Source organism: Paenibacillus allorhizoplanae, from assembly GCF_927798215.1.
Lineage (GTDB): Bacteria > Bacillota > Bacilli > Paenibacillales > NBRC-103111 > Paenibacillus_E > Paenibacillus_E allorhizoplanae.
This window is the reverse complement of sequence record NZ_CAKMMW010000011.1, coordinates 1-21,535: the sequence shown is the minus strand read 5'-3', so window position 1 is coordinate 21,535 and position 21,535 is coordinate 1. Positions and strand designations below refer to the sequence as shown.

Below are 21,535 nucleotides of genomic sequence, written 5' to 3'. Positions count from 1 at the left end.
GTTATCATAATTGGGTATTGATTCTGAGCGATGCTAGGGAGGTCTGGACATGCATGTATTGATCGTAGATGATGAGCCTGTCATACGCAGAGGAATCGTGAAGATGGCGGAAATGTATCAACCTGCTTTCTCGCGAATTCAGACAGCTGAGAATGGCGTGGAAGCGTTGGAGCGAATTCGAGCCTGCGAGCCCGATCTTGTGCTAGTAGACGTTCGTATGCCGAAAATGGACGGATTAGAGCTATGCAGAATCATTCATGAAGATTTCCCGCAAATCAAAACAGTTGTGATATCCGGGTATAGTGATTTTGAATATGCGCAAAAAAGTATGAATTATGGTGTACGTCATTATATGTTGAAACCAGTTACGACAGCGGATGTCCATGACATGTTGAATCAGTTAATTAAAGAGCCTTCACGCGGCTACATGCCGCCTTCCCGTTATATTGAGTGGATTGATCAGATGGAGCAGCAAATATGGGCTTTGCAGATGGAAGAGCTAAGCAGCTTAATCGACCGTTGGCGTGACTATTGTCTCTCTGTGCAACTATCATTGGCTGGACTTAAAGAACTATTGGATGATTGTCATACCCTGTTAGTCAAGCGCTTCCAAGCCCGTAACTACTCACCTTCCATCGCGCAAGCCTATTTACAGGCAGATAGTGTGAAGGAAGCTGTAGACACATTTAATAAAGGTTTAATTCAAATGGCCAAGGGCTTGCAAGCCGTTCGAAGTGGAAGTTTTAAAGATCCGATGGAAGAGGCCAAAAGCTATATTGACAGCAGGTTATCGGAGGACATCACGTTGGATCAAGTTGCGGCTATGGTCGGATTGACACCGACGTATTTCAGCTCGCTTTTTAAAAAAGTCACACATGAGACCTTTGTTCAGTACCGGATTAATAAAAGAATGATGAAGGCGAAGGAAATGTTGGCCATTCCCTATGTCCGAATCGTGGATGTAGCAACAGATGTTGGGTACGACGATTACCCGCATTTTACAAAAACCTTTAAGAAAATTGTCGGCGTATCCCCCTCTGAATATCGTACTGGGCTTGGTATCAAATGAAAATTAGAGGGTTAACGAAGAAAATATTCGTTTATTTCTTGATCGTTATCATTCTTTCGCTTAGCAGTGTTGGCTTCTTCTCCTATATGACTTCTTCCGGTGAGTTAGCTGAGATGGTTGAGAATCAAATGAACCAAATCGTCGGGAATGCGGTTCATCATACAGATCTGTATTTGAAGGACTATGAGCGATCGATTGTCTCTCTTTTGACGAACAGACAGGTCATGGAGTTTATAGATTTGAAAGCCGATCGAGAGGAATATGACTATTATATTGCTCGAAAAACGATTCTCGAATTGAGTGTCGATCCGTTATTTATTCGTAATCCAAAGTTGGCTTCCGTCTACTTAATCAGCGATAAACTGAATGCCGTCTATTACTATAACGGTGTAGGTGAGCAGTCCTTCAACGCCGAGGATAAGCGGAAGCAGCGAGAATATTTTCTTGCCAATACATCGGCTGACGGTAAATTAAGTATTTTGAACCATACAATTATTGAAGGTCAAGAGAATCAAATGCTTACGCTAGTTCGTCGTTTTCGTGGTTTCACCTCACCTGAATTGAGTGGCATACTCGCCATTGAGATGCGATCGGCCGATCTGTCAGCCCTATGGAAAGGGATTGATCTAGGTAAATATGGGTACTTATTTATCATTGATAATAAAGGTCGATACGTCTATCACCCAGATGGGAAGAAAGTCGGATTGGATGTGCCGACAGAGTTTGTAGAGAAGCTTGAAAAGGCAGGGACTTCCTCGTTCGTCGACACGAGTGAGGGGGATGAGCGCATGTATGTAAGCCGAAAGTCCGATTATTCGGATTGGCAGCTTGTCGTCTCTATGCCGCTGCGTGAACTGCGTAAGCCATTAACGAACATTCGTTCGACAACTTTAATTGTCGGATTATTTACATTGGTGTTAGCGATTTTACTTGCTTACAGATTCGGTAAATCGATTACGAAGCCGATTCAAGTACTGAAAAGCGGGATGAGAGAGACGGAGAAAGGAAACTGGGCTACGATTCCCCTCCCCCCTCACAAGGATGAGATTGTTGAGTTGATGGTGCGCTACAATTTGATGGTTAAGCGGCTATCCGAAGCCGTTGACCGCGTGGTTCAGGTTGAAATCAGCAACTCTGAGATTCGGATGGAGCGCCAGAAAGCGGAGTATCAATCCCTGCAGCTGCAGATCAATCCTCATTTTATGTACAACACACTTGAGACCATTGTTTGCTATGCCACGATTCAAGAATCAGAAGAAATATCTGAAATTGTGAAGGCATTGGCGTACATGCTGCGCTACTCGGTTCAAACTAATCTCGAGGAGATTACCGTTGCTAACGAATTGAAGCATGTTTTGTATTATATTGTTGTTCTGAAGCACAGAATCGGCCGCGATTTCGAGATTGATGTAGCCATAAAACCGGAGTATTTGCTTCATGTCATGGTTCGTTTGACCCTCCAGCCTTTAGTCGAAAATGTGTTTCAGCATGCCTTTCCTGACGGGTTGGAAGATTACCACTTCGTTCGCATTGACGGAGGTGTTGTTGACGGGATTTTCTGGATCAGTATTGAGGATAATGGTTCAGGGATGACGGAGGCCAAATTAACGCAGCTCCAAGCGAAATTGAATGCAAATCGGTTGGCGGATACGGAAACAGATGAAGCAGGCAAAAAGGGTGGCATAGGTGTGCTGAACGTCCATCGCCGTATTCAAATGGTTTATGGGGAGAGCTATGGACTCAGGATTGAAAGCGTGGCTGAGCAGGGGACCAAGATGATCATGGTGATGCCTGCATCGCCTAAACAGAGTGATAAGCCAAATGTTGGATAGGGGGCGTATTCTTGAACAATCGTGAGAAACTGTGGTATTTGCAGCCTGCTAAGTTGTGGGTGGAGGCGCTTCCGATCGGGAACGGTCGGTTAGGCGGGATGATCTTCGGTCACGTACAGGAGGAACGCATTCAGTTAAATGAAGATTCCATCTGGTACGGAGGTCCTAAGGATGGGATTAACCCCGATGGTTCCCGTCATTTGGAGGGAATTCGGGAGATGCTTTTTGAAGGGAAGGTGGAGGAGGCCACGCGATTAACGCGAATGGCTCTTTTCTCCACGCCCAAATATTATAATCCGTATCAACCTTTGGGAGACCTGAGGCTTTATTTTCATGGTCAAAAGGGTGAAGTTGAAGGGTATCGCAGAGAACTGGATATCAAAAATGCCGTTGCTCGTACGAGCTATAAGGTGGGCGGAGTTACCTACCATCGAACGATGTATGCCAGTTATCCCGATCAAGTGATTGTCATCCGACTGGCATGTGATCAACCTGGGCAGCTGAACTTCTCAGCGAATCTGAATCGCAGACCCTACGAGGGAGAATCAGGCAGGTTATCAGCTGACAGCATCTGGATGAGCGGCGAATGTGGGAAGCACGGTGTCGAGTATGCGTGTGTACTGAAGGCAAAAGCTGAGGGCGGCACTGTCTCTGTCATTGGTGATTTCTTGTCTGTGGAAGGGGCTAGTTCCGTGACGTTGCTGATTGCAGCAGCGAGTACCTTTCGAGAGTCGGATCCATTAGCTGCCTGTCAGCTTCATATCGCGGCCCCAGAGCAGTTTAATACGGAAGAACTAGAGCGCCGGCATATTCAGAATTATCAGACGTTGTTCAATCGGGTGAGTCTGCAACTGACGGAGCATGACCCGTTAGATGACTTGGCAACGGATGAGCGATTGAAGCTGCTGCAAGAGTCACATTCGCATATGGATGTTGGATTGATGGAACTATACTTTCACTATGGACGTTATTTACTGATCGCCAGCTCCCGCCCAGGCTGCTTGCCGGCCAATCTTCAGGGCATATGGAATGACAGCTTCACACCGCCTTGGGAGTCCAAATACACGATTAATATCAATACGCAAATGAACTATTGGCCAGCGGAGGTATGCGGACTATCCGAGTGTCATGAGCCTTTGTTTGATCATATTGAACGCATGCAAGTAAGCGGTCGGCAAACCGCAAGGGAGCTATATGGCTGTTCTGGCTTTGTCGCTCATCATAACACGAATATTTGGGGAGAAACACGACCAGAGGGCTTATTTCCGACTTGTGTAATATGGCCAATGGGAGCGGCATGGCTGAGCTTACATCTGTGGGAGCAGTTTCTGTTTACGGCAGATAAGGATTTTTTACGGGGGAGAGCCTACCCGATCTTGAAGGAAGCCGCGGCTTTTTTCGTAGATTATTTGGTGGAAGCACCGAATGGGCAGCTTGTGACGGGCCCATCTGTCTCACCCGAAAACGTGTACATATTGGAAGATGGAACCAGAGGGGCATTGACCATGGGACCCGCTATGGATTCGCAGATCATTCATGCGTTGTTCACGGCATGTATTCAGAGCAGCGATCAGCTGCAAGTGGATGGGGAGCTGCGGAATCAGCTCTCTGCGCTGCTAGAGCGGCTGCCTAAGCCTCAGATCGGCAGACACGGCCAAATCATGGAATGGTTAGAGGACTATGCGGAGGAAGATCCGGGGCATCGTCATATTTCTCAGTTGTTTGCTCTGCACCCGGGAACGCAAATAAGTCCGCACCGCACGCCGGAATTGGCTGCTGCCGCTGCCGCAACCCTTCAGCGGAGATTAGCAAACGGAGGCGGGCATACGGGCTGGAGCAGCGCGTGGATCGTTAATATGTTTGCGAGACTCGAGGATGGCGAACAGTCGCATGCACATTTGAGCCACATGTTGCGGAAATCAACGTATCCCAACCTGTTTGATGCGCATCCTCCTTTCCAGATTGACGGCAATTTTGGAGCTACTGCTGGTATCGTTGAGATGCTCTTGCAGTCACATGCGGGTGAGTTATCCTTGCTGCCGGCTCTACCTTCTGCGTGGCCTCAGGGGGCCGTGAGCGGCTTGCGAGGGCGCAATGGATATGTGATTGATCTTACATGGTCCGATGGCAAATTATCAGAAGCGGTTATCCATGCAACGGTCTCTGGCCTATGCAGAGTGCGCACACGTGAAGCTGTTCTGGTGCGTTGTGGAGGAGAAGACATGCAAATGAACAGGGATCATTCGGTTATCGAATTTCAAGTCGAAGCGGATTGCAAGTATGAGATTTTCAGAAAATAGGGAAGATTGTTTTGGATTCCTAGTCATTTCCATTTTCATAAATCGGGAAGAGAGAAATCCGTTACATTTTAAAATTTCGGGCAAGTTATCCTTCTTGGGTGCATAGGATTGTAGTACACAATTCACCATCACGAGCTGACCTATTGCCATTAAAGGCAGCAGTGAAAGGAGGTACCCATGGACATATTCAAAAGAATTTCAGAGCATCGTACGGAGAAGGATTCATTGAGCTGGACCGGTACGTTCGCGGAGTACATAGAATTGCTTCGCAGTAATCCTGGACTCGCGAGAACTGCGCATTCTAGGGTCTATGACATGATTGCTTCGCAAGGTATCAACGATCAAGTTGGCCACAAATCCTACAAATTTTTCAATCAAGAGATTTTCGGTCTGGATCGTGCCGTTGAGAAGCTAGTGGAAGAATATTTCCACTCCGCTGCCCGTCGATTAGATGTTCGCAAACGTATTTTGTTGCTAATGGGTCCTGTAAGCGGTGGGAAATCCACAATTGTGACCATGCTGAAACGCGGTTTAGAGCAATTTGCCAAAACGGATTTAGGGGCAGTCTATGCGATCAAAGGGTGTCCGATGCACGAAGAGCCGCTTCATTTGATTCCGATGGAGCTGCGACCAGAGATTGAGCGCGAGTTGAATGTGAAAATCGAAGGCAGCTTATGCCCATCGTGCCAAATGCGTTTGAAAACGGAGTACAACGGTTGTATTGAAGATGTGCATGTGGAGCGGGTTTTTGTCTCCGAAGAAGGCCGGGTAGGGATTGGTACGTTCAGTCCTTCAGATCCCAAATCGCAGGATATCGCCGACTTAACGGGAAGCATTGACTTTTCAACGATTACAGAGTTTGGTTCTGAGTCGGATCCACGGGCGTATCGTTTTGATGGCGAACTGAATAAGGCGAACAGGGGGATCATGGAGTTCCAGGAAATGCTGAAATGTGATGAGAAATTCCTCTGGAATTTACTCTCACTGACGCAAGAGGGGAATTTCAAAGCAGGTCGCTTCGCCTTGATCAGTGCAGATGAGTTGATCATTGCGCATACGAATGAAACGGAGTATAAGTCTTTTATCGCGAATAAGAAAAATGAGGCCTTGCAGTCTCGTATGATTGTTATGCCGATCCCTTATAATTTGCGTGTATCAGATGAAGAAAAAATCTACTACAAGCTTATCGGACAGAGTGATATGTCGCACATCCATATTGCACCTCACGCGCTTCGTGTGGCCGCGATCTTCTCGATTCTTACACGTTTGAAGGAAACGAAGAAGCAAGGGATGGATTTGATCAAGAAAATGCGTATGTACGACGGTGAAGTTGTCGAGGGTTACAAAGAGGCCGATCTGAAGGAAATGCAAAATGAATATCAAGAAGAAGGCATGAGCGGAATTGATCCACGGTATGTTATTAACCGAATTTCCAGTGCCTTGATCCGCCAGGATCTCCAATGTATTAACGCCCTAGATGTGCTGCGAGCTCTGAAAGACGGTTTGGATCAACATCCATCGATTACGAAGGATGAGCGGGAGCGCTTCCTGAATTTCATCTCCGTTGCCCGTAAGGAATACGACGATATTGCCAAGAAAGAAGTGCAGAAAGCGTTCGTCTACTCCTTCGAGGAGTCGGCTAGAACTATTTTCGACAACTACTTGGATAATATTGAGGCCTATTGCAACTGGGGCAAAATTAAGGATCCGTTGACCGGCGAGGAGATGGATCCAGATGAGCGCCTCATGCGTTCCATTGAAGAGCAGATTGGTATTTCGGAAAATGCGAAAAAAGCCTTCCGCGAAGAAATATTAATCCGCATCTCCTCGTACTCACGCAAAGGCAGAAGGTTCGACTATAGCAGTCACGAGCGACTGCGTGAGGCGATTGAGAAGAAGCTATTCGCAGATCTGAAGGACATCGTGAAAATTACGACTTCCACGAAAACACCAGACGAGAAGCAGCTGAAGAAAATTAATGATGTGACGAAGCAGCTCATTGACGAGCATGGATACTGCCCGGTTTGTGCCAATGAATTACTGCGGTATGTAGGAAGCTTATTGAACAGATAGGCGAATACGCTTGAACCGAAAGACCTGAGCGGGTGACGACCCCTTAGGTCTTTTTCACTGTGCAGGGGATGCCGATTGTTGCCTAACACGAAATCTATTAATCTCTCATATACTACTTTAGCTTCATAATAGGGGAGGTGTAGAAGATCATGGCAAGCAACTCAATGAAAATAACAGGCGCTTATATTTTAATCGTAGTAGGCTTTCTAGCTATCATCTTGACCTGGGAGCCATCGCTATTGTCACCGTTGGGGGGGATTTTCATTGCAGGTGTAAGCTTCATAGGGGCCATTCTAATGTGGCAGGATGCACTCGAGTCATTGCAGGGAGTTGGCAAGGAGAATGTCAACCGAGCCAAAGCCGATCGCTGATAAACAAGAGGATAAAGACAATACCCCCCAGAAGTCGAAGTCTGAATCCGGGAAGTGGAACGATTTATTTGGATTCGGCAAAATGATGGACAAACTCCCACTTCATAAACTCTCAGCAAGGATGGCTTATTGCATGTTTTTCGATTTGCTTTTATTGTTTTTTGTTCTTATTCTCCGTGCGACAGATACCAAAATGAATGAGTTTCCGAATGCTTGGGATTTCAGACTAATCGTATTCACAACCATCGTTGTATTCTTCGTAGGGCTGTGTGATTTGATGAAGTTTAAGAAATAATCAGGATGAAATCCATGTTAAACGCCTCTTTTGTGAAAAAAATTTGAAGAGGCTTGTTTTTTTATTAGGACCACCACGGAAAAACGTAAACTATAGTTTACAGAAAATTCAACCACCTAAACAATGTAGAACTATGTCGAATAATAAAAGTAATTTGTAGAAGATTGTCGAATACAATGGGAAAATAGGATGTTTTAGTCTATTCTAGCAGTTCATAAGAGAATCTGCACAAATTGCACATAAAATTCGGAACTATTACAAAGGTGAATATTTGATTAAGATTCCATAAAATTCGGGCGTTTGGTGCTTGTTTCCTAGTCCTTAAGGTAGGCAACACATCGTATATATGTTACACTTTCAGTAAGAGATTTAGGAGAAAAATGGTTTAAATCCTGATATTTTGTCGAAATTATATCGTTTGTTTACGTGATTGGGGTCTCCTATGATTGATATACATAGTCATATACTACCAGGTTTAGATGACGGGGCATCTGATCTGGAGCAAGCCGTTCACATGGCAAGGGCAGCCGTGGAACAAGGAATACATACCGTAATTGCTACCCCCCATCATGAAAATGGTAGATTCACGAACGATGCAACTTTAGTTGTAGAGCAAGTGAAATTGTTGCAAGAGGAGCTCAATAACAGGAATATTCCTCTTCATATCCATACAGGTCAAGAGATTCGTGTCTATCGGGGATTAATTGACGATCTTGAAGCTGGGCGAACCGCCACGTTAGATGGCTCACGCTACTTGCTTATGGAATTCCCATCAGATCGAATACCTGCGGGAATAGATGAAGTTATGCATGAGCTGCTGCTACTGGATATTGTGCCAATTATCGCACATCCGGAGCGTAATCGTGAGATTGTCCAGGATCCTACGAAGCTTCTCGAATTAGTCCAACTAGGTGCCTTGAGTCAAGTGACGGCTCATTCCCTGCTCGGTCACTTCGGTAAGTCTATTGAATCACTGTCATTTGATTTATGCAGGAATCACTTAGCACATTTTATTTCGTCAGACGCACACAACACGACACATCGTGGGTTTGCACTGGCCGAAGGCTATGAAGCTTTGCGTTCAGAACTAGGGCAAGGAATTGTGAGTTCTTTTCAAAACAATGCCAACAGGATCATACATAATCTTTCTATTGAGACACAATCGCCTGTTTGGTCGAGACCAAAATGGTTTCAGTTTTGGAAATCCAAATAAATGCAAGACAACTAATTTAAAGAGGTGAATTTTAGCATGACGATGAAAAAGAAATTAACGGTTACAACTTTGGCAGCAAGCATCATGTTTGCATCCATTGCTGGACTTCCATTGAGTGAGCAAGGTCTAGCTAATAAACTGGGTATTACGGTAGGGGTTGCTTCTGCTGATACACTTTCAATTCAGGATAAACTGAATGGATTGCGTGATGAGTTAGGGAAGGATGCTGAAGGGATTGATGCCGCTAGGGCAGTAAGGAATTTTGTTGCTGATTATTCATTTTCTGATGAAGATATGGCGTTAATCCTCGGTAATGTTTGGACAAAATTATCTGGTGCAGGTGTGGATGTTACCCCAGTGTTTGAATTGTTTAATAACTTGGATTTGTTCTATGACGAATCAAGTAATGCCATTGAAGAATTGTTGAAAGTACAAGATGTTCGTGATGCTCTTGATCTTTTGTTCCAATATAAAGGCCTTCCTTTAATTGATGAAGCTGATGGCTTAAGTAAACAAAGTGTTATTGATTTTCAAGAGGCGTCACTCGCAGCATTACAAGAGGAATCAAGTAAAGAAGCATTACTTGGAAGCATCGCGAGTGTATTCTTAACGGGGGGAAGTTCCCAGCCTATTAAAAATACTTTGAATGATATCGTTACAACAAAGGTTCTTTCTAAAGAACTACTTATAAGTGATTTCCTAAATGCATATGAACTTAATTTAGGTGACCTCAATGCTGTTCAAAACAATCTTGCCGACTTCATTGCAGATAATTCCGATTTAGGCGAACAAGCGGTTGCAGCAAGAACAGCGATTGAATCGGCAGGTATCAGATATTTACTTAAAGATGAGTTTCAATTTACTGATAACGATTCAAGTTCAGCAATTGTAGATCCCAAACTGAGCATATTTGGCCAACCATTGAATTCCTTTTTGGTTTGGAGCAAACAAAGTGGAGATAGCGTAAAATTTGAAGCTGGTAAACTTGTTCTTAACGGTGTTAACTCAGGAAACGGTGTAATACAAGCACGTGATTCCAAATTCAAACTTCTGCTTTATATCTCACCTACGCTGACATTGACGAAAACAGAAGATAGCAATACCACTGGTGGTGGTGGTTCTACAAGTAATCCTGATCAAACATTAGACTTGGGCAATCTTGCCAAAGAACTCGTGGGAGCTTCCGAAGAAAAGAAACAAGAAATTTTCCAAAAAGCACAAGAAGCAGTAAAAAATGCACTTCAAGAACTAGCGACGTTAGATCTAAGCAAGTCAATTAAAGTTGAAGGCGACACAGCTAAACCGACTATTAACGTAACTGAGCTTGCAAACAAGATGAAAGAAATTGCTGCGAAAGCGAAAGCACTTAATGATCAATTGAAACAATTGAATCCTAATGCAACAGTTGAGAAAATTCAACTTAAGCTTGATTTTGGTTCCATCACTGCCAAAACAACAGAAATTCCTTTAGGTAAAGCCTTGTTGGATGCCGCTATTGCAAATGGTGTTGATACTGTAGCCATTTCCATGAGTGGTCTTACATTAGGCGTAAGTCCAACTGAGTTTGGTGCAGATACAACGCTTAAAGTGACGAATCAAGATACCAAAGTAGCAACAAGTGCAACACAATTGCCTGTAGCAGCTGGGGTATATGAATTTGAATTTACATCTGGTGGAACGAATATCAGTAACTTCAATAAACCAGTTGAAGTGACGATTCCAGTTCCTAACGGTAGCAAATTCGATACTGAGTTGTTATCCCTAGCCAAAATCGTAGATGGCAAATTAGAATTCTACGGCGGCAGCTATGAAAATGGCGTTCTGAATGCACTGCGTACAGGTTTCTCTACTTATACAGTAGTTGAGAATAAAGTTGAATTCGGCGACACAGCTTCTGTGAAAGCATGGGCTGGCAGACAAATTCAAGTTTCTGCATCCAAAGGAATCCTAGAAGGTCGCGCTGATCAATCTTTCGTACCGAATGGTCTAGTAACACGTGCAGAATTCGCGAAAATGATCGTAAAAACGTTCTCCTTGGAAAGTGCAACAGCAACTGAAAACTTTACGGATGTGAATGATTCGGATTGGTTCAAAGTCTACGTGGCTTCCGCTGTTAAGAATGGCATTGTGAATGGTAAAGAAGCAGGGAAGTTTGATCCGAATGGCAATATTACACGTGCTGAAATGGCAGTCATGTCATCCAGAGCGCTCGCGCTTAAAGGAATTTCTTTGAGCCCAGCTAAGGTAGACGAAGCACTCAAAGGATTCACAGATGTGACTGAGATTAACGCATCATTGAAATCTGGCGTTGCACTTGCAGCAAGTGAAGGCATTGTTATTGGCGAGGAAGGCAATGTATTTAATCCTAATGCTAACTCTACTCGTGCTCAAGCCGCTGTTGTTATCTACCGATTATTGAATAAATAGAAACCGTATATTTCAGGAGGAATCCTTATCTCTACCAGATAGAGGGGGATTCCTTATCTTTTCTAATAAAAATAAGATGAGACCAACGACCAAGGCGAGACATGACATCATGTAGACGGAGGGAATGGCATGGAACTGGATTTAAAGGATTACTTGAAGATTATTAAGAAAAGGGTGTGGATGATACTTTCAATTGTTGTGCTGGCCACAGTAGCAACGGGGGTTATCAGCTATTTCTTTATGCAACCCATTTATCAGGCTTCAACTAAATTAATTGTAAATAAATCAAATGATCAAGTAGGTCTATCTCAAGTTGACATCAACACAGTTAATTTAAATATCAGACTCATTGACACGTATAAAGAAATTATTCGTACACCAAGAATCATGGATAAAGTCGTTGCCGAATACCCACATTTGAAAATGACTGCTGAGCAGCTCGTAAAAACAGTTAAAGTGAGCTCAGTTAACAATACACAAGTTATGACTCTGATCGTAGAGGATCCATCTTACGCACGCGCCGCAAGTATTGCCAATGCTGTGTCAATTGTATTCCAGGATGAAATTCCTAAAATTATGAAAGTCGATAATATTTCATTACTGAATGAGGCCAAAGATATTGAGAATCCGGTGCCAGTGAAGCCAAATAAGAAGTTAAACGTAGCTATCGCTTTCGTCGTGTCCTTAATGATTGCGCTAGGAGTTGCCTTCCTATTGGAATACTTGAACGATCAATTAACGACTGAAGAAGAAGTTGAACAATATTTAGGGCTGCCAACCCTAGCCATGATTACCAAGATGAGACCAGAAGATTTACAGAACAATCATAGCAAACAGGCAAATGAACAAAGAGTGGGGGGACGTTCGGATGTCAAACTCAACCAATAAAAGACCTATTATCACACATCAGAATCCCAAATCTCCCATTTCGGAAGCGTACAGAGCCCTTCGTACGAACATCCAATTCTCATCTATCGATGAGGAATTAAGGGTTATCATGGTAACCTCTGCTGGACCGGGTGAAGGAAAATCAACCACACTGATTAACTTAGCTGTAGCCTATGCACAAACAGATAAAAAAGTATTAATCATCGATGGGGATCTTAGGAAACCAACCATGCACCACACCTTGCGTGTATCCAATCGTTGGGGACTTACGAACCTTTTGACGAATCAACTAACCATTCAGGAAGTACTTCAAGATACATTTATACCTAACTTGCAGATTATAACTTCGGGACCTATCCCACCAAACCCATCCGAAATCCTTGCGTCTAAGAAGATGATAAGCACAATTGAAGAGTTGAAACAGCGTTTTGATGTTATTCTTATCGATGCTCCACCAGCAATTGCCGTAACCGATTCACAGATCATTGCTTCTCGTACAGATGGCGTAATCTTGGTTGTTAACTCGGATCGAACGAAGAGAGAAGCTGTACTCAAAGCAAAGCAAAACCTAGATAATGTGCGAGCAAGAATTCTTGGCGTTGTGTTGAACAATGTGGATCGCAAAAATAAAGATGCCTACTATTATTATTACTATGGTGAAAGTCAATAAGATCATTTACGAGTGAGGGATTTCCGTGAAGTTAGGTAGCAAAAAGACAATACTCGTTTTGCTCGATATGGTTCTGATATGGATAAGCGTTATGATTGCCTATTTGTTAAGGTTTGAATTGCATATTCCTGCTGCCTATATGAGACAGTGGATAGAATACTCAGCGATATCCATGGTTGTTGGATCAGCTTGTTTAGTCTATTTCAAGATGTATAGACGCGTTTGGGAATATGCGAGTATAGGCGAAGTGATATCGATCTTCAAAGCAGTCGTAGCTACCTGTACACTGTCTTATTTCATTATGATTTGGTTACATGAGCCCAGGGTTCCCTTCGCTGTCTACGTTCGAGTTATGGAGAATATGATCCTCATTATAGGGGCAAGCCGATTTATATGGCGAGTTGTTAGAGATAAATACAATAAGAAGCAATCTAACCAACGTAAAGCATTGATCATTGGGGCAGGAGACTGTGGGATCTTAATCGCTAAAGAATTAAAATATAATTCGAATTCTCCCGTATACCCAGTTGCCTTCGTTGATGATGATCCATCTAAGTATAAACACTTCATTATGGGGGTCCCAGTTCTAGGCGACCGCAATGAGATTATTCGAATCGTGGAAACCAATGATATTGACGAGGTTATTATTGCAATGCCATCTGTTTCCAAGCTAGAAGTATCCGAAATTATTACGATTTGCAAACATACCAAAGCCAAAATGAAGATCATTCCTAGAATTAATGATTTGATTGAAGGCAAAGTTACAATAAATGCGATTCGCGATGTGCAAGTAGAAGATCTTCTTGGCCGTGATCCTATTAACATTGATCTAGATGGCATTGCCAATTATGTACAAGGTAAAGTCGTACTAATCACAGGTGCCGGCGGCTCCATCGGTTCCGAATTGTGCAGACAAATTGCACCTTTTCATCCCAAAAAGCTAATTCTGCTGGGCCATGGTGAGAACAGTATATATGTCATCGAGAAAGAAATACATAGGCTTTTTCCAACTTTACACATAGAACCAGTCATCGCAGATGTTCAGGATTTGGAACGGATGAAGGAAGTTTTTCAAACTTTCCAGCCAAAAGTTATTTTCCATGCAGCTGCTCATAAACACGTTCCCCTCATGGAACGCAATCCAGCAGAAGCTATTAAGAATAACGTGTTCGGCACCCGAAATGTTGCAGAATGTGCTCATCAATTTAACGCGGAGAGATTTGTTCTCATCTCTACAGATAAAGCTGTCAATCCTACGAGTATCATGGGAGCAACCAAACGGATTGCTGAACAAATCATTCAAAGTATGGACCTCGTAAGTCAAACCAAATTCGTAGCCGTGCGCTTTGGCAATGTATTGGGTAGTCGCGGTAGTGTGATCCCACATTTCAAAGAACAGATTGCCTTAGGTGGACCTGTCACCGTCACGCACCCAGAAATGGTGCGCTATTTCATGACCATTCCTGAAGCTGTTCAACTAGTAATTCAAGCAGGCGCTTTCGCGAAAGGCGGCGAGATCTTCGTATTAGATATGGGAGAACCGGTCAAAATCGTTGATCTAGCCACCGACCTCATTCGTCTATCCGGATTCGAACCAGGAATTGACATGGAGATCCAATTCTCTGGCATCCGTCCAGGGGAAAAGCTATATGAAGAGCTGCTTCTAAGCGAAGAAGGGCTTGGAAATACTTCGCATGATCGTATCTTCGTTGGAAGTCCTTTGAAGATTAGTCAGAGTGAATTAGCATTGAAGATCTTACGCCTAGAGAAAGTAATTACTGATAAACATGGAACCGTCTATGAGGCTGTGAAGCATTTGGTGCCGAGTTTTAGTAATGTGGGTTAGAGGGATATTGATAGTAAGTTTGATATTACAAACTTATTCATAAAGGAGTAGTTCTTTTATGTATTTGAAAATAAAGAGACTAATTGATGTGCTTTTATCACTTATTGGAATTATCATCTTATTACCAGTATTTTTGCTATTGATACTAGGGATAAAATTAGATTCTAGAGGCCCAGTACTTTTTAAGCAAAAGAGAGTAGGAATAAACAAGAGTTACTTTTATATATTAAAATTCCGAACAATGAAAATTGATACTCCTAAAGATACACCTACACATCTTCTGGATCGGCCGGAACAATACATAACTAGAATGGGGAAGTTCCTAAGAAAATCATCCCTAGATGAGATTCCTCAGATATGGAATATACTCTTAGGGCAGATGAGCATTATTGGCCCTAGACCTGCCTTATGGAATCAGTATGATTTAATCAAAGAAAGAGATAAGTTTGGCGCTAATAATATATTGCCAGGACTTACTGGATGGGCACAGATTAATGGTAGGGATGAACTTTCAATTGAACATAAGGCTATGTTAGATGGAGAATATGTTGAAAAATTAAACTTTATGATGGATGTTAGATGTTTTTTTGAGACAATAGCAAGTGTTGTACAGAGTAAAGGGGTAGTTGAGGGTGGGAATAGTGTCGAATAATATACACAAAAAATAAAGAGTTGTTATTTGCAGATCTTGTAGTGGATTGTATATTTTAAATAAATATGCAAATAAATGGTCTTTTAATGTTACTCCTATTTTAGATTATCCGGATGATTAAAAATAAAAGTCGAAGAATTATTGAAAAGTTTCGATAGATTGTGAGGCTTTTTTATGAAAATATTAGTTGTCAGCCAATACTATTATCCAGAACCTTTTCGTATATCAGATATATGTGAATCACTGGTGGAAAGAGGTCACGATGTGACTGTTTTAACTGGTCTTCCCAATTACCCAGAAGGAAAAGTTCTTGATGACTACCGCGGTGGGAAGAAAAGAGAAGAAGTGATAAACAATGTGAGAGTTATACGAAGCTATGAAATTGGTCGTGGTAGTAATAAGTTGAAGCTTTTCTTGAATTATATTAGCTTTGCTGTTTCTTCTTCGTTTAAGACGCTAACTATGAAAGAAAAGTATGATGTATTATTAGTCTATCAACTTTCTCCTGTTTTGATGGGGATTCCGGCAATCATTTATAAGAAGAAGCATAATAGAAAAGTTTTACTATATTGTCTTGACCTATGGCCAGCTAGTTTAGCAGCAGGTGGTATTAAAGATGATTCAATAATTTATAAATTGTTTACAAAGGTATCTAAATGGATCTATAACTCGGCAGATTCTATAGCTGTTACTTCTAGTATGTTTAAAGAACATCTAAGTAGTAATCTAGCAGTAAACATAGATGTAATACATCACCTCCCACAATATGCCGAGGATTTATTTACAGAAAACAAAAGTATTATTAAAAATGAAAAATTGAATTTTGTTTTTGCTGGAAATATTGGCGAAATGCAGAGTGTAGAAACGATTGTTAAAGCAGCCAATCAATTGCGTGAGCAAACTAATATTATGTTTCACATAGTGGGGGATGGATCTAACTTAGAAGAGTGTAAATTACTTAGTGAAAAATTAGGGTTAGTAAACATAGTTTTTTATGGAAGACGACCTGTGAGTGAAATGCCAATGTATTATGGATTGGCAGATGCAATGTTAATTACCTTGAAAGATAACGAGATAATTTCATACACGTTACCTGGAAAAGTTCAATCGTATATGGCTTTTCGTAAACCAATTATTGGAGCTATTAATGGTGAAACGAGCCGTGTTATAAAAGAAGCTGAATGTGGATTATGTTGTACTGCTGAGAATTATATTGGTTTGGCTGATACAATAATAAAGTTTAGTATGAGTGATGCAAAAGAACAAATGGCTGAAAATTCATATAATTATTATAGTAATAACTTTAGAAAAGAAAAATTTATGTTGGTGCTAGAAAATACCCTTATCAACTTGGAGGCATAGTAGATGTTTAAAAATAAAACTCTTCTGATAACGGGGGGGACAGGTTCCTTTGGGAATGCAGTAATGAAACGTTTCCTTAATACTGACATTAAGGAAATTCGAATCTTTTCTCGAGATGAAAAGAAGCAAGATGACATGCGAAAACTTTATAAGAGTGAAAAACTCAAGTTTTATATAGGTGATGTAAGAGATTTAGCTAGTGTAAAAAATGCCATGCACGGTGTAGATTATGTATTCCATGCGGCTGCATTGAAACAAGTACCTTCTTGTGAATTCTTTCCATTAGAAGCTGTAAAAACTAATGTTATGGGTACAGATAACGTTCTCACTGGAGCAATTGAAAGTAATGTGAAAAAAGTTATCTGTCTATCTACTGACAAAGCAGCTTACCCTATTAATGCCATGGGAATATCTAAAGCAATGATGGAAAAAGTGTTTGTTGCCAAGTCAAATATGGTGGATCCAAATAGAACATTAATTTGTGGTACACGATATGGAAACGTTATGGCATCAAGAGGTTCTGTAATTCCACTATTTATTGAACAAATAAAAAATGGACAGCCCTTAACTGTAACAGATCCTAATATGACAAGGTTTCTTATGAGTCTTGAAGAAGCAGTTGAACTTGTTATTTTTGCTTTTGAAAATGCAAAAGCAGGAGATATCATGGTACAAAAATCACCTGCCTCAACTATTGGCGATCTAGCGATAGCTATTAAAGAGTTGTTTGAAGCAGAGAATGAAATAAAAGTTATTGGTACCCGTCATGGTGAAAAGTTATTCGAAACTTTACTCACTAGAGAGGAACATATAGTTGCCCAAGATTTGGGAGGATTCTATCAAGTACCCGCGGATAAAAGGGATCTTAACTACGACAAGTATTTTATAGAAGGTGATGAGCAATTGTCTTCTGAAGTTGAGTATAACTCTCATAACACTGAGAGATTAAATATCGAAGCCATAAAAGATAAGTTATTAACGCTAGAATACGTGAGGACAGAATTAAGAGGTTGGATTAAACAATGAAGATACTAGTGACAGGTTCAAAAGGATTTATTGGTAAAAACCTTGTTTCAGAATTAAGAAATCGAAACTTTACAGATATTTTTGAATATAGTTCAGACACTGATTCGATTTTATTAGAAGAATATTGCGAAAAAGCAGATTTTGTTTTTCATCTTGCTGGTGTGAATCGTCTACAAGAACAGTCAGAATTTATGGATGGGAACTATGGATTTACATCAAAACTACTTGAAACATTAAAAAAATATCATAATTCTTGCCCAGTAGTGCTCTCATCGTCAATACAAGCTGAATTAAATAACCCATATGGAATTAGTAAAAAAGCAAGTGAAGATTTACTTATAAATTACAGCAAAACAACAGGGTCAAAAGTGGTTGTTTATCGTTTTCCAAATGTATTTGGAAAATGGTGTAGACCTAATTATAATAGTGCAATTGCAACATTCTGTTATAACATTGCTCGTGAACTACCAATCACTGTTAATGATCCAACTGTTGTAATGAATTTAGTTTATATTGATGATGTAGTCGATGAACTTATTAATGTATTAATAGGTAAAAAAAATGCCGTTGGAGATTATAGTGAGGTTCCAATCATTCATGTTATAACTCTAGGAGAGGTCGTTCGTTTAATCTATACATTTAAAGAGAGTCGTGAAGAACGCTCCATACCTGATATGTCTAACCAATTCGCTAAAAAGTTGTACAGTACATATTTAAGTTATTTACCAAAAACTAAATTTAGTTATGATCTTAAAATGAATACAGATCATAGAGGGTCCTTCACCGAGTTTATTAAGACACCAGATAGAGGACAAGTTTCCGTTAATATATCTAAACCCGGTATTACAAAAGGTAATCATTGGCATCATACAAAGAACGAGAAATTCCTTGTAGTGAGTGGAACAGGAGTTATTCGTTTTAGAGATATTAACTCTGAGGAAGTAATTGAATATTTTGTTAGTGGAGAAAAAATGGAAGTAGTAGATATACCTACTGGTTACACACACAATATTGAAAATCTTGGGGATACTGATATGGTCACTATTATGTGGGCGAACGAGTTCTTCGATCCTGAAAAGCCTGATACATATTTTTTGGAGGTATAACGAATGAATAAATTAAAGGTGATGACAGTCGTTGGGACCCGACCAGAGATTATTAGGCTATCAGCTGTCATTAATAAATTAGAAGAATCCAATGCTACTGAACATACGCTTGTCCATACAGGGCAGAATTATGATTATGAATTAAATGAAGTGTTTTTTAATGACTTCAATTTAAGGAAGCCAGACTATTTTCTAGATGCAGCTACCGGAACAGCAGTTGAAACGATCGGGAATATCCTAGTGAAAATTGATCCAATCATGGATGAAGTTAAGCCAGATGCTTTGTTAATTTTGGGAGATACGAATAGTTGTTTATGTGCAATTGCAGCCAAGAGACGACAAATTCCAATATTCCATATGGAAGCTGGTAATAGATGTTTTGATCAAAGGGTTCCTGAGGAAACGAATCGAAAAATAGTAGACCATATTGCAGATATTAACTTAACTTATAGCGACATTGCAAGGGCATATTTATTAAGAGAAGGACTACCCGCAGATAGAATAATTAAAACTGGAAGTCCAATGTTTGAAGTTCTTCATTCTAGAGAAGAAGATATTGCAAAAAGTGACGTATTGGAACGACTGGAGCTTAATGAAGGTAAGTACTTTGTGATATCCGCACACAGAGAAGAAAATATTAATTCAGAAACCAATTTTCTAGATTTAATTGAGAGTATCAATGAAATCGCGGACAAATATAAAATGCCCGTAATTATAAGTACACATCCCCGCACTAGAAATATGATTACAGCTAAAGGTATAGAGTTTAATCGATTGGTAAAAACAATGAAACCTCTAGGGTTTAATGATTATGTAAAACTTCAAATGAAAGCTAAAGCAGTACTGAGTGATAGCGGAACTATTAGTGAAGAATCATCAATTCTAGGATTTAAAGCTTTAAATATTAGGCAGGCTCATGAAAGACCGGAGGCTATGGAAGAAGCAGCTGTGATGATGGTGGGGTTAAAAAAAGAAAGAATTTTGCAGGGTTTAGCAATACTTGAGTTGCAAGAAATAGGTACTTTAAGGTCTGTAGAGGATTATTGTAAACCGAATGTTTCGGAGAAAGTATTGAGGCTAATATTGTCATATACAGATTATGTGAATAGGGTTGTATGGAGGAACAGCTTGTGAGAGTATTACAGATTAATTCCGTCTGTGGAGTCGGGAGTACTGGTAGAATTGCAACAGATATACATCAAATGGTAATTGAACAAGGTGATGAAAGTTATATCGCATACGGTAGAGGACTACCTAAAAATTGTGGAACCGCTACTAGGATTGGAACCAGATATGATAATTTTGTACATGTGGCTTTAACAAGAATACAAGATAAACATGGATTTGGATCAAGGAATGTAACAGAAAATTTTATAAATTGGGTAAAAGAGTTGGATCCAGATATAATACATCTACATAATATTCATGGTTATTACATAAATGTTGAATTATTATTTGATTATCTTAAAGAAGCGAATAAACCTGTGGTATGGACACTTCATGATTGCTGGGCTTTTACAGGACACTGCGCCTATTTTGATTTTGTAAGTTGTAATAAATGGGAATCAGGATGCTTTGACTGTCCGGAGAAGAAATCATATCCTACTAGCTTTTACATTGATAATTCCAAAGACAACTTTTTAAAGAAAAAGAATATTTTTACAGGAGTTAAAAATTTAACTGTTGTTACTCCTTCGAAGTGGCTTGCAGAAACTGCAAAAAAGTCTTTTTTAAGTGAATACACAATTACAGTAATAAATAATGGGATAGATTTAGATATATTTAAACCTGTAAGTAATGATTTTCGAACAAGATATAACTTGAAAGATAAGTTTATTATTCTTGGTATTGCGAGTATTTGGGATAGGAGAAAAGGTTTAGAACATTTTATGGAGATTTCTAAAAAAATAAGCTTAGATGAAGTAATAGTTCTGGTTGGACTTTCAAAAAAACAAATTAAAGGCTTACCCAATAATATTTTGAGTATATCAAAAACAAATAATGCAAAAGAACTGGCTGAGATATATTCTGCCTCGGATATTTTTGTGAATCCAACAATGGAAGATAATTTTCCAAGTACAAACCTAGAAGCAATGGCCTGTGGTTTACCAGTAGTTACTTTTAATACTGGAGGAAGTGCTGAGTGCGTTGATGAAGAATGTGGAATTTCTGTAAGTAGAGGAGATATAAATGAATTATTAAATGCTATTAAAGTAATTAAGGAGAAAACGAAAGCTAGTTATACTCAAAAGTGTCAAGAAAAGGCTAGAAGATTTTATAATAAAGATATTAAATTTAATGAGTATATAAATATTTATCGTAATTCAATAATTAAGTATTAAGAAATGTAATTTAAATAACGCTCAATATTGATAAAATTCTTGAAAAGAATAAAACTCCATGGT

Annotated in this window: 17 protein-coding genes; all 17 read left to right on the top strand. The window is 40.3% G+C overall.

All coding sequences use genetic code 11. The features are described from left to right. The first annotated feature begins 49 nt into the window (after window positions 1–49). The 17 genes from L6I86_RS18505 to L6I86_RS18425 all read left to right on the top strand — a co-directional run bounded on the left by L6I86_RS18505 (window position 50) and on the right by L6I86_RS18425 (window position 21,472). A complete protein-coding gene (locus tag L6I86_RS18505) occupies window positions 50–1,069 on the top strand; it encodes a response regulator transcription factor (RefSeq protein ID WP_236289447.1) in 1,020 nt (339 codons plus the stop codon). Then, window positions 1,066–2,901 (top strand): cache domain-containing sensor histidine kinase, encoded by a 1,836-nt coding sequence (locus tag L6I86_RS18500; RefSeq protein ID WP_236289446.1) that lies wholly within the window; start codon window positions 1,066–1,068, stop codon window positions 2,899–2,901. Before L6I86_RS18505 ends, L6I86_RS18500 begins: the two co-directional genes overlap by 4 nt. 11 nt (window positions 2,902–2,912) lie before the next feature. Then, complete coding sequence (locus L6I86_RS18495; protein ID WP_236289444.1) at window positions 2,913–5,201, top strand: glycoside hydrolase family 95 protein; 2,289 nt, start codon at window positions 2,913–2,915, stop codon at window positions 5,199–5,201. Between the two features lie 177 nt (window positions 5,202–5,378). Beyond that, on the top strand, window positions 5,379–7,274 hold the full coding sequence (locus L6I86_RS18490; protein WP_056624593.1) for a PrkA family serine protein kinase: 1,896 nt from the start codon (window positions 5,379–5,381) through the stop codon (window positions 7,272–7,274). A gap of 149 nt (window positions 7,275–7,423) precedes the next feature. Further along, a complete protein-coding gene (locus L6I86_RS18485) occupies window positions 7,424–7,645 on the top strand; it encodes a hypothetical protein (protein WP_236289442.1) in 222 nt (73 codons plus the stop codon). Continuing rightward, window positions 7,617–7,940: a hypothetical protein gene (locus tag L6I86_RS18480; protein WP_236289440.1), complete on the top strand. Its 324-nt coding sequence runs from the start codon at window positions 7,617–7,619 to the stop codon at window positions 7,938–7,940. The genes L6I86_RS18485 and L6I86_RS18480 overlap by 29 nt, the downstream gene beginning before the upstream one ends. Before the next feature lie 442 nt (window positions 7,941–8,382). After that, window positions 8,383–9,153, top strand: coding sequence for a tyrosine-protein phosphatase (locus L6I86_RS18475; protein ID WP_236289438.1), 771 nt, complete (start codon window positions 8,383–8,385; stop codon window positions 9,151–9,153). A gap of 36 nt (window positions 9,154–9,189) precedes the next feature. Further along, window positions 9,190–11,580: an S-layer homology domain-containing protein gene (locus L6I86_RS18470; protein WP_236289437.1), complete on the top strand. Its 2,391-nt coding sequence runs from the start codon at window positions 9,190–9,192 to the stop codon at window positions 11,578–11,580. 129 nt (window positions 11,581–11,709) lie between these two features. Then, complete coding sequence (locus L6I86_RS18465; RefSeq protein ID WP_236289435.1) at window positions 11,710–12,468, top strand: YveK family protein; 759 nt, start codon at window positions 11,710–11,712, stop codon at window positions 12,466–12,468. Then, window positions 12,449–13,138 carry a CpsD/CapB family tyrosine-protein kinase gene (locus L6I86_RS18460; protein WP_236289433.1) on the top strand — a complete coding sequence of 230 codons (690 nt, stop codon included), beginning with the start codon at window positions 12,449–12,451 and terminating at the stop codon, window positions 13,136–13,138. The genes L6I86_RS18465 and L6I86_RS18460 overlap by 20 nt, the downstream gene beginning before the upstream one ends. 25 nt (window positions 13,139–13,163) lie before the next feature. Then, entirely contained in the window at window positions 13,164–14,984 is a 1,821-nt protein-coding gene (locus L6I86_RS18455; protein WP_420851908.1) for a polysaccharide biosynthesis protein, read from the top strand. 58 nt (window positions 14,985–15,042) lie between these two features. Next, a complete protein-coding gene (locus L6I86_RS18450; RefSeq protein ID WP_236289431.1) occupies window positions 15,043–15,636 on the top strand; it encodes a sugar transferase in 594 nt (197 codons plus the stop codon). 174 nt (window positions 15,637–15,810) lie between these two features. Further along, on the top strand, window positions 15,811–16,998 hold the full coding sequence (locus L6I86_RS18445) for a glycosyltransferase family 4 protein (protein WP_236289429.1): 1,188 nt from the start codon (window positions 15,811–15,813) through the stop codon (window positions 16,996–16,998). A gap of 3 nt (window positions 16,999–17,001) precedes the next feature. Next, the gene (locus tag L6I86_RS18440) at window positions 17,002–18,024 is read left to right on the top strand and encodes a polysaccharide biosynthesis protein (protein WP_236289428.1); all 1,023 of its coding nucleotides are present in this window, start codon (window positions 17,002–17,004) and stop codon (window positions 18,022–18,024) included. Then, window positions 18,021–19,130 carry a capsular polysaccharide biosynthesis protein CapF gene (locus L6I86_RS18435; RefSeq protein ID WP_236289426.1) on the top strand — a complete coding sequence of 370 codons (1,110 nt, stop codon included), beginning with the start codon at window positions 18,021–18,023 and terminating at the stop codon, window positions 19,128–19,130. Before L6I86_RS18440 ends, L6I86_RS18435 begins: the two co-directional genes overlap by 4 nt. 3 nt (window positions 19,131–19,133) lie before the next feature. Next, the gene (gene wecB, locus L6I86_RS18430) at window positions 19,134–20,264 is read left to right on the top strand and encodes a non-hydrolyzing UDP-N-acetylglucosamine 2-epimerase (RefSeq protein ID WP_236289424.1); all 1,131 of its coding nucleotides are present in this window, start codon (window positions 19,134–19,136) and stop codon (window positions 20,262–20,264) included. Further along, a complete protein-coding gene (locus tag L6I86_RS18425) occupies window positions 20,261–21,472 on the top strand; it encodes a glycosyltransferase family 4 protein (RefSeq protein ID WP_236289422.1) in 1,212 nt (403 codons plus the stop codon). The genes wecB and L6I86_RS18425 overlap by 4 nt, the downstream gene beginning before the upstream one ends. Window positions 21,473–21,535 lie beyond the last annotated feature (63 nt).

Bases quoted from the DNA above. Each gene is read 5' to 3' on its own strand.
- L6I86_RS18505 (WP_236289447.1), top strand. From the start codon at position 50: ATGCATGTATTGATCGTAGATGATGAGCCTGTCATACGCAGAGGAATC.
- L6I86_RS18450 (WP_236289431.1), top strand. From the start codon at position 15,043: ATGTATTTGAAAATAAAGAGACTAATTGATGTGCTTTTATCACTTATT.
- L6I86_RS18440 (WP_236289428.1), top strand. From the start codon at position 17,002: ATGTTTAAAAATAAAACTCTTCTGATAACGGGGGGGACAGGTTCCTTT.
- L6I86_RS18460 (WP_236289433.1), top strand. From the start codon at position 12,449: ATGTCAAACTCAACCAATAAAAGACCTATTATCACACATCAGAATCCC.
- L6I86_RS18485 (WP_236289442.1), top strand. From the start codon at position 7,424: ATGGCAAGCAACTCAATGAAAATAACAGGCGCTTATATTTTAATCGTA.
- L6I86_RS18490 (WP_056624593.1), top strand. From the start codon at position 5,379: ATGGACATATTCAAAAGAATTTCAGAGCATCGTACGGAGAAGGATTCA.
- L6I86_RS18465 (WP_236289435.1), top strand. From the start codon at position 11,710: ATGGAACTGGATTTAAAGGATTACTTGAAGATTATTAAGAAAAGGGTG.
- L6I86_RS18500 (WP_236289446.1), top strand. From the start codon at position 1,066: ATGAAAATTAGAGGGTTAACGAAGAAAATATTCGTTTATTTCTTGATC.
- L6I86_RS18470 (WP_236289437.1), top strand. From the start codon at position 9,190: ATGACGATGAAAAAGAAATTAACGGTTACAACTTTGGCAGCAAGCATC.
- L6I86_RS18435 (WP_236289426.1), top strand. From the start codon at position 18,021: ATGAAGATACTAGTGACAGGTTCAAAAGGATTTATTGGTAAAAACCTT.
- L6I86_RS18445 (WP_236289429.1), top strand. From the start codon at position 15,811: ATGAAAATATTAGTTGTCAGCCAATACTATTATCCAGAACCTTTTCGT.
- wecB (WP_236289424.1), top strand. From the start codon at position 19,134: ATGAATAAATTAAAGGTGATGACAGTCGTTGGGACCCGACCAGAGATT.
- L6I86_RS18475 (WP_236289438.1), top strand. From the start codon at position 8,383: ATGATTGATATACATAGTCATATACTACCAGGTTTAGATGACGGGGCA.
- L6I86_RS18480 (WP_236289440.1), top strand. From the start codon at position 7,617: ATGTCAACCGAGCCAAAGCCGATCGCTGATAAACAAGAGGATAAAGAC.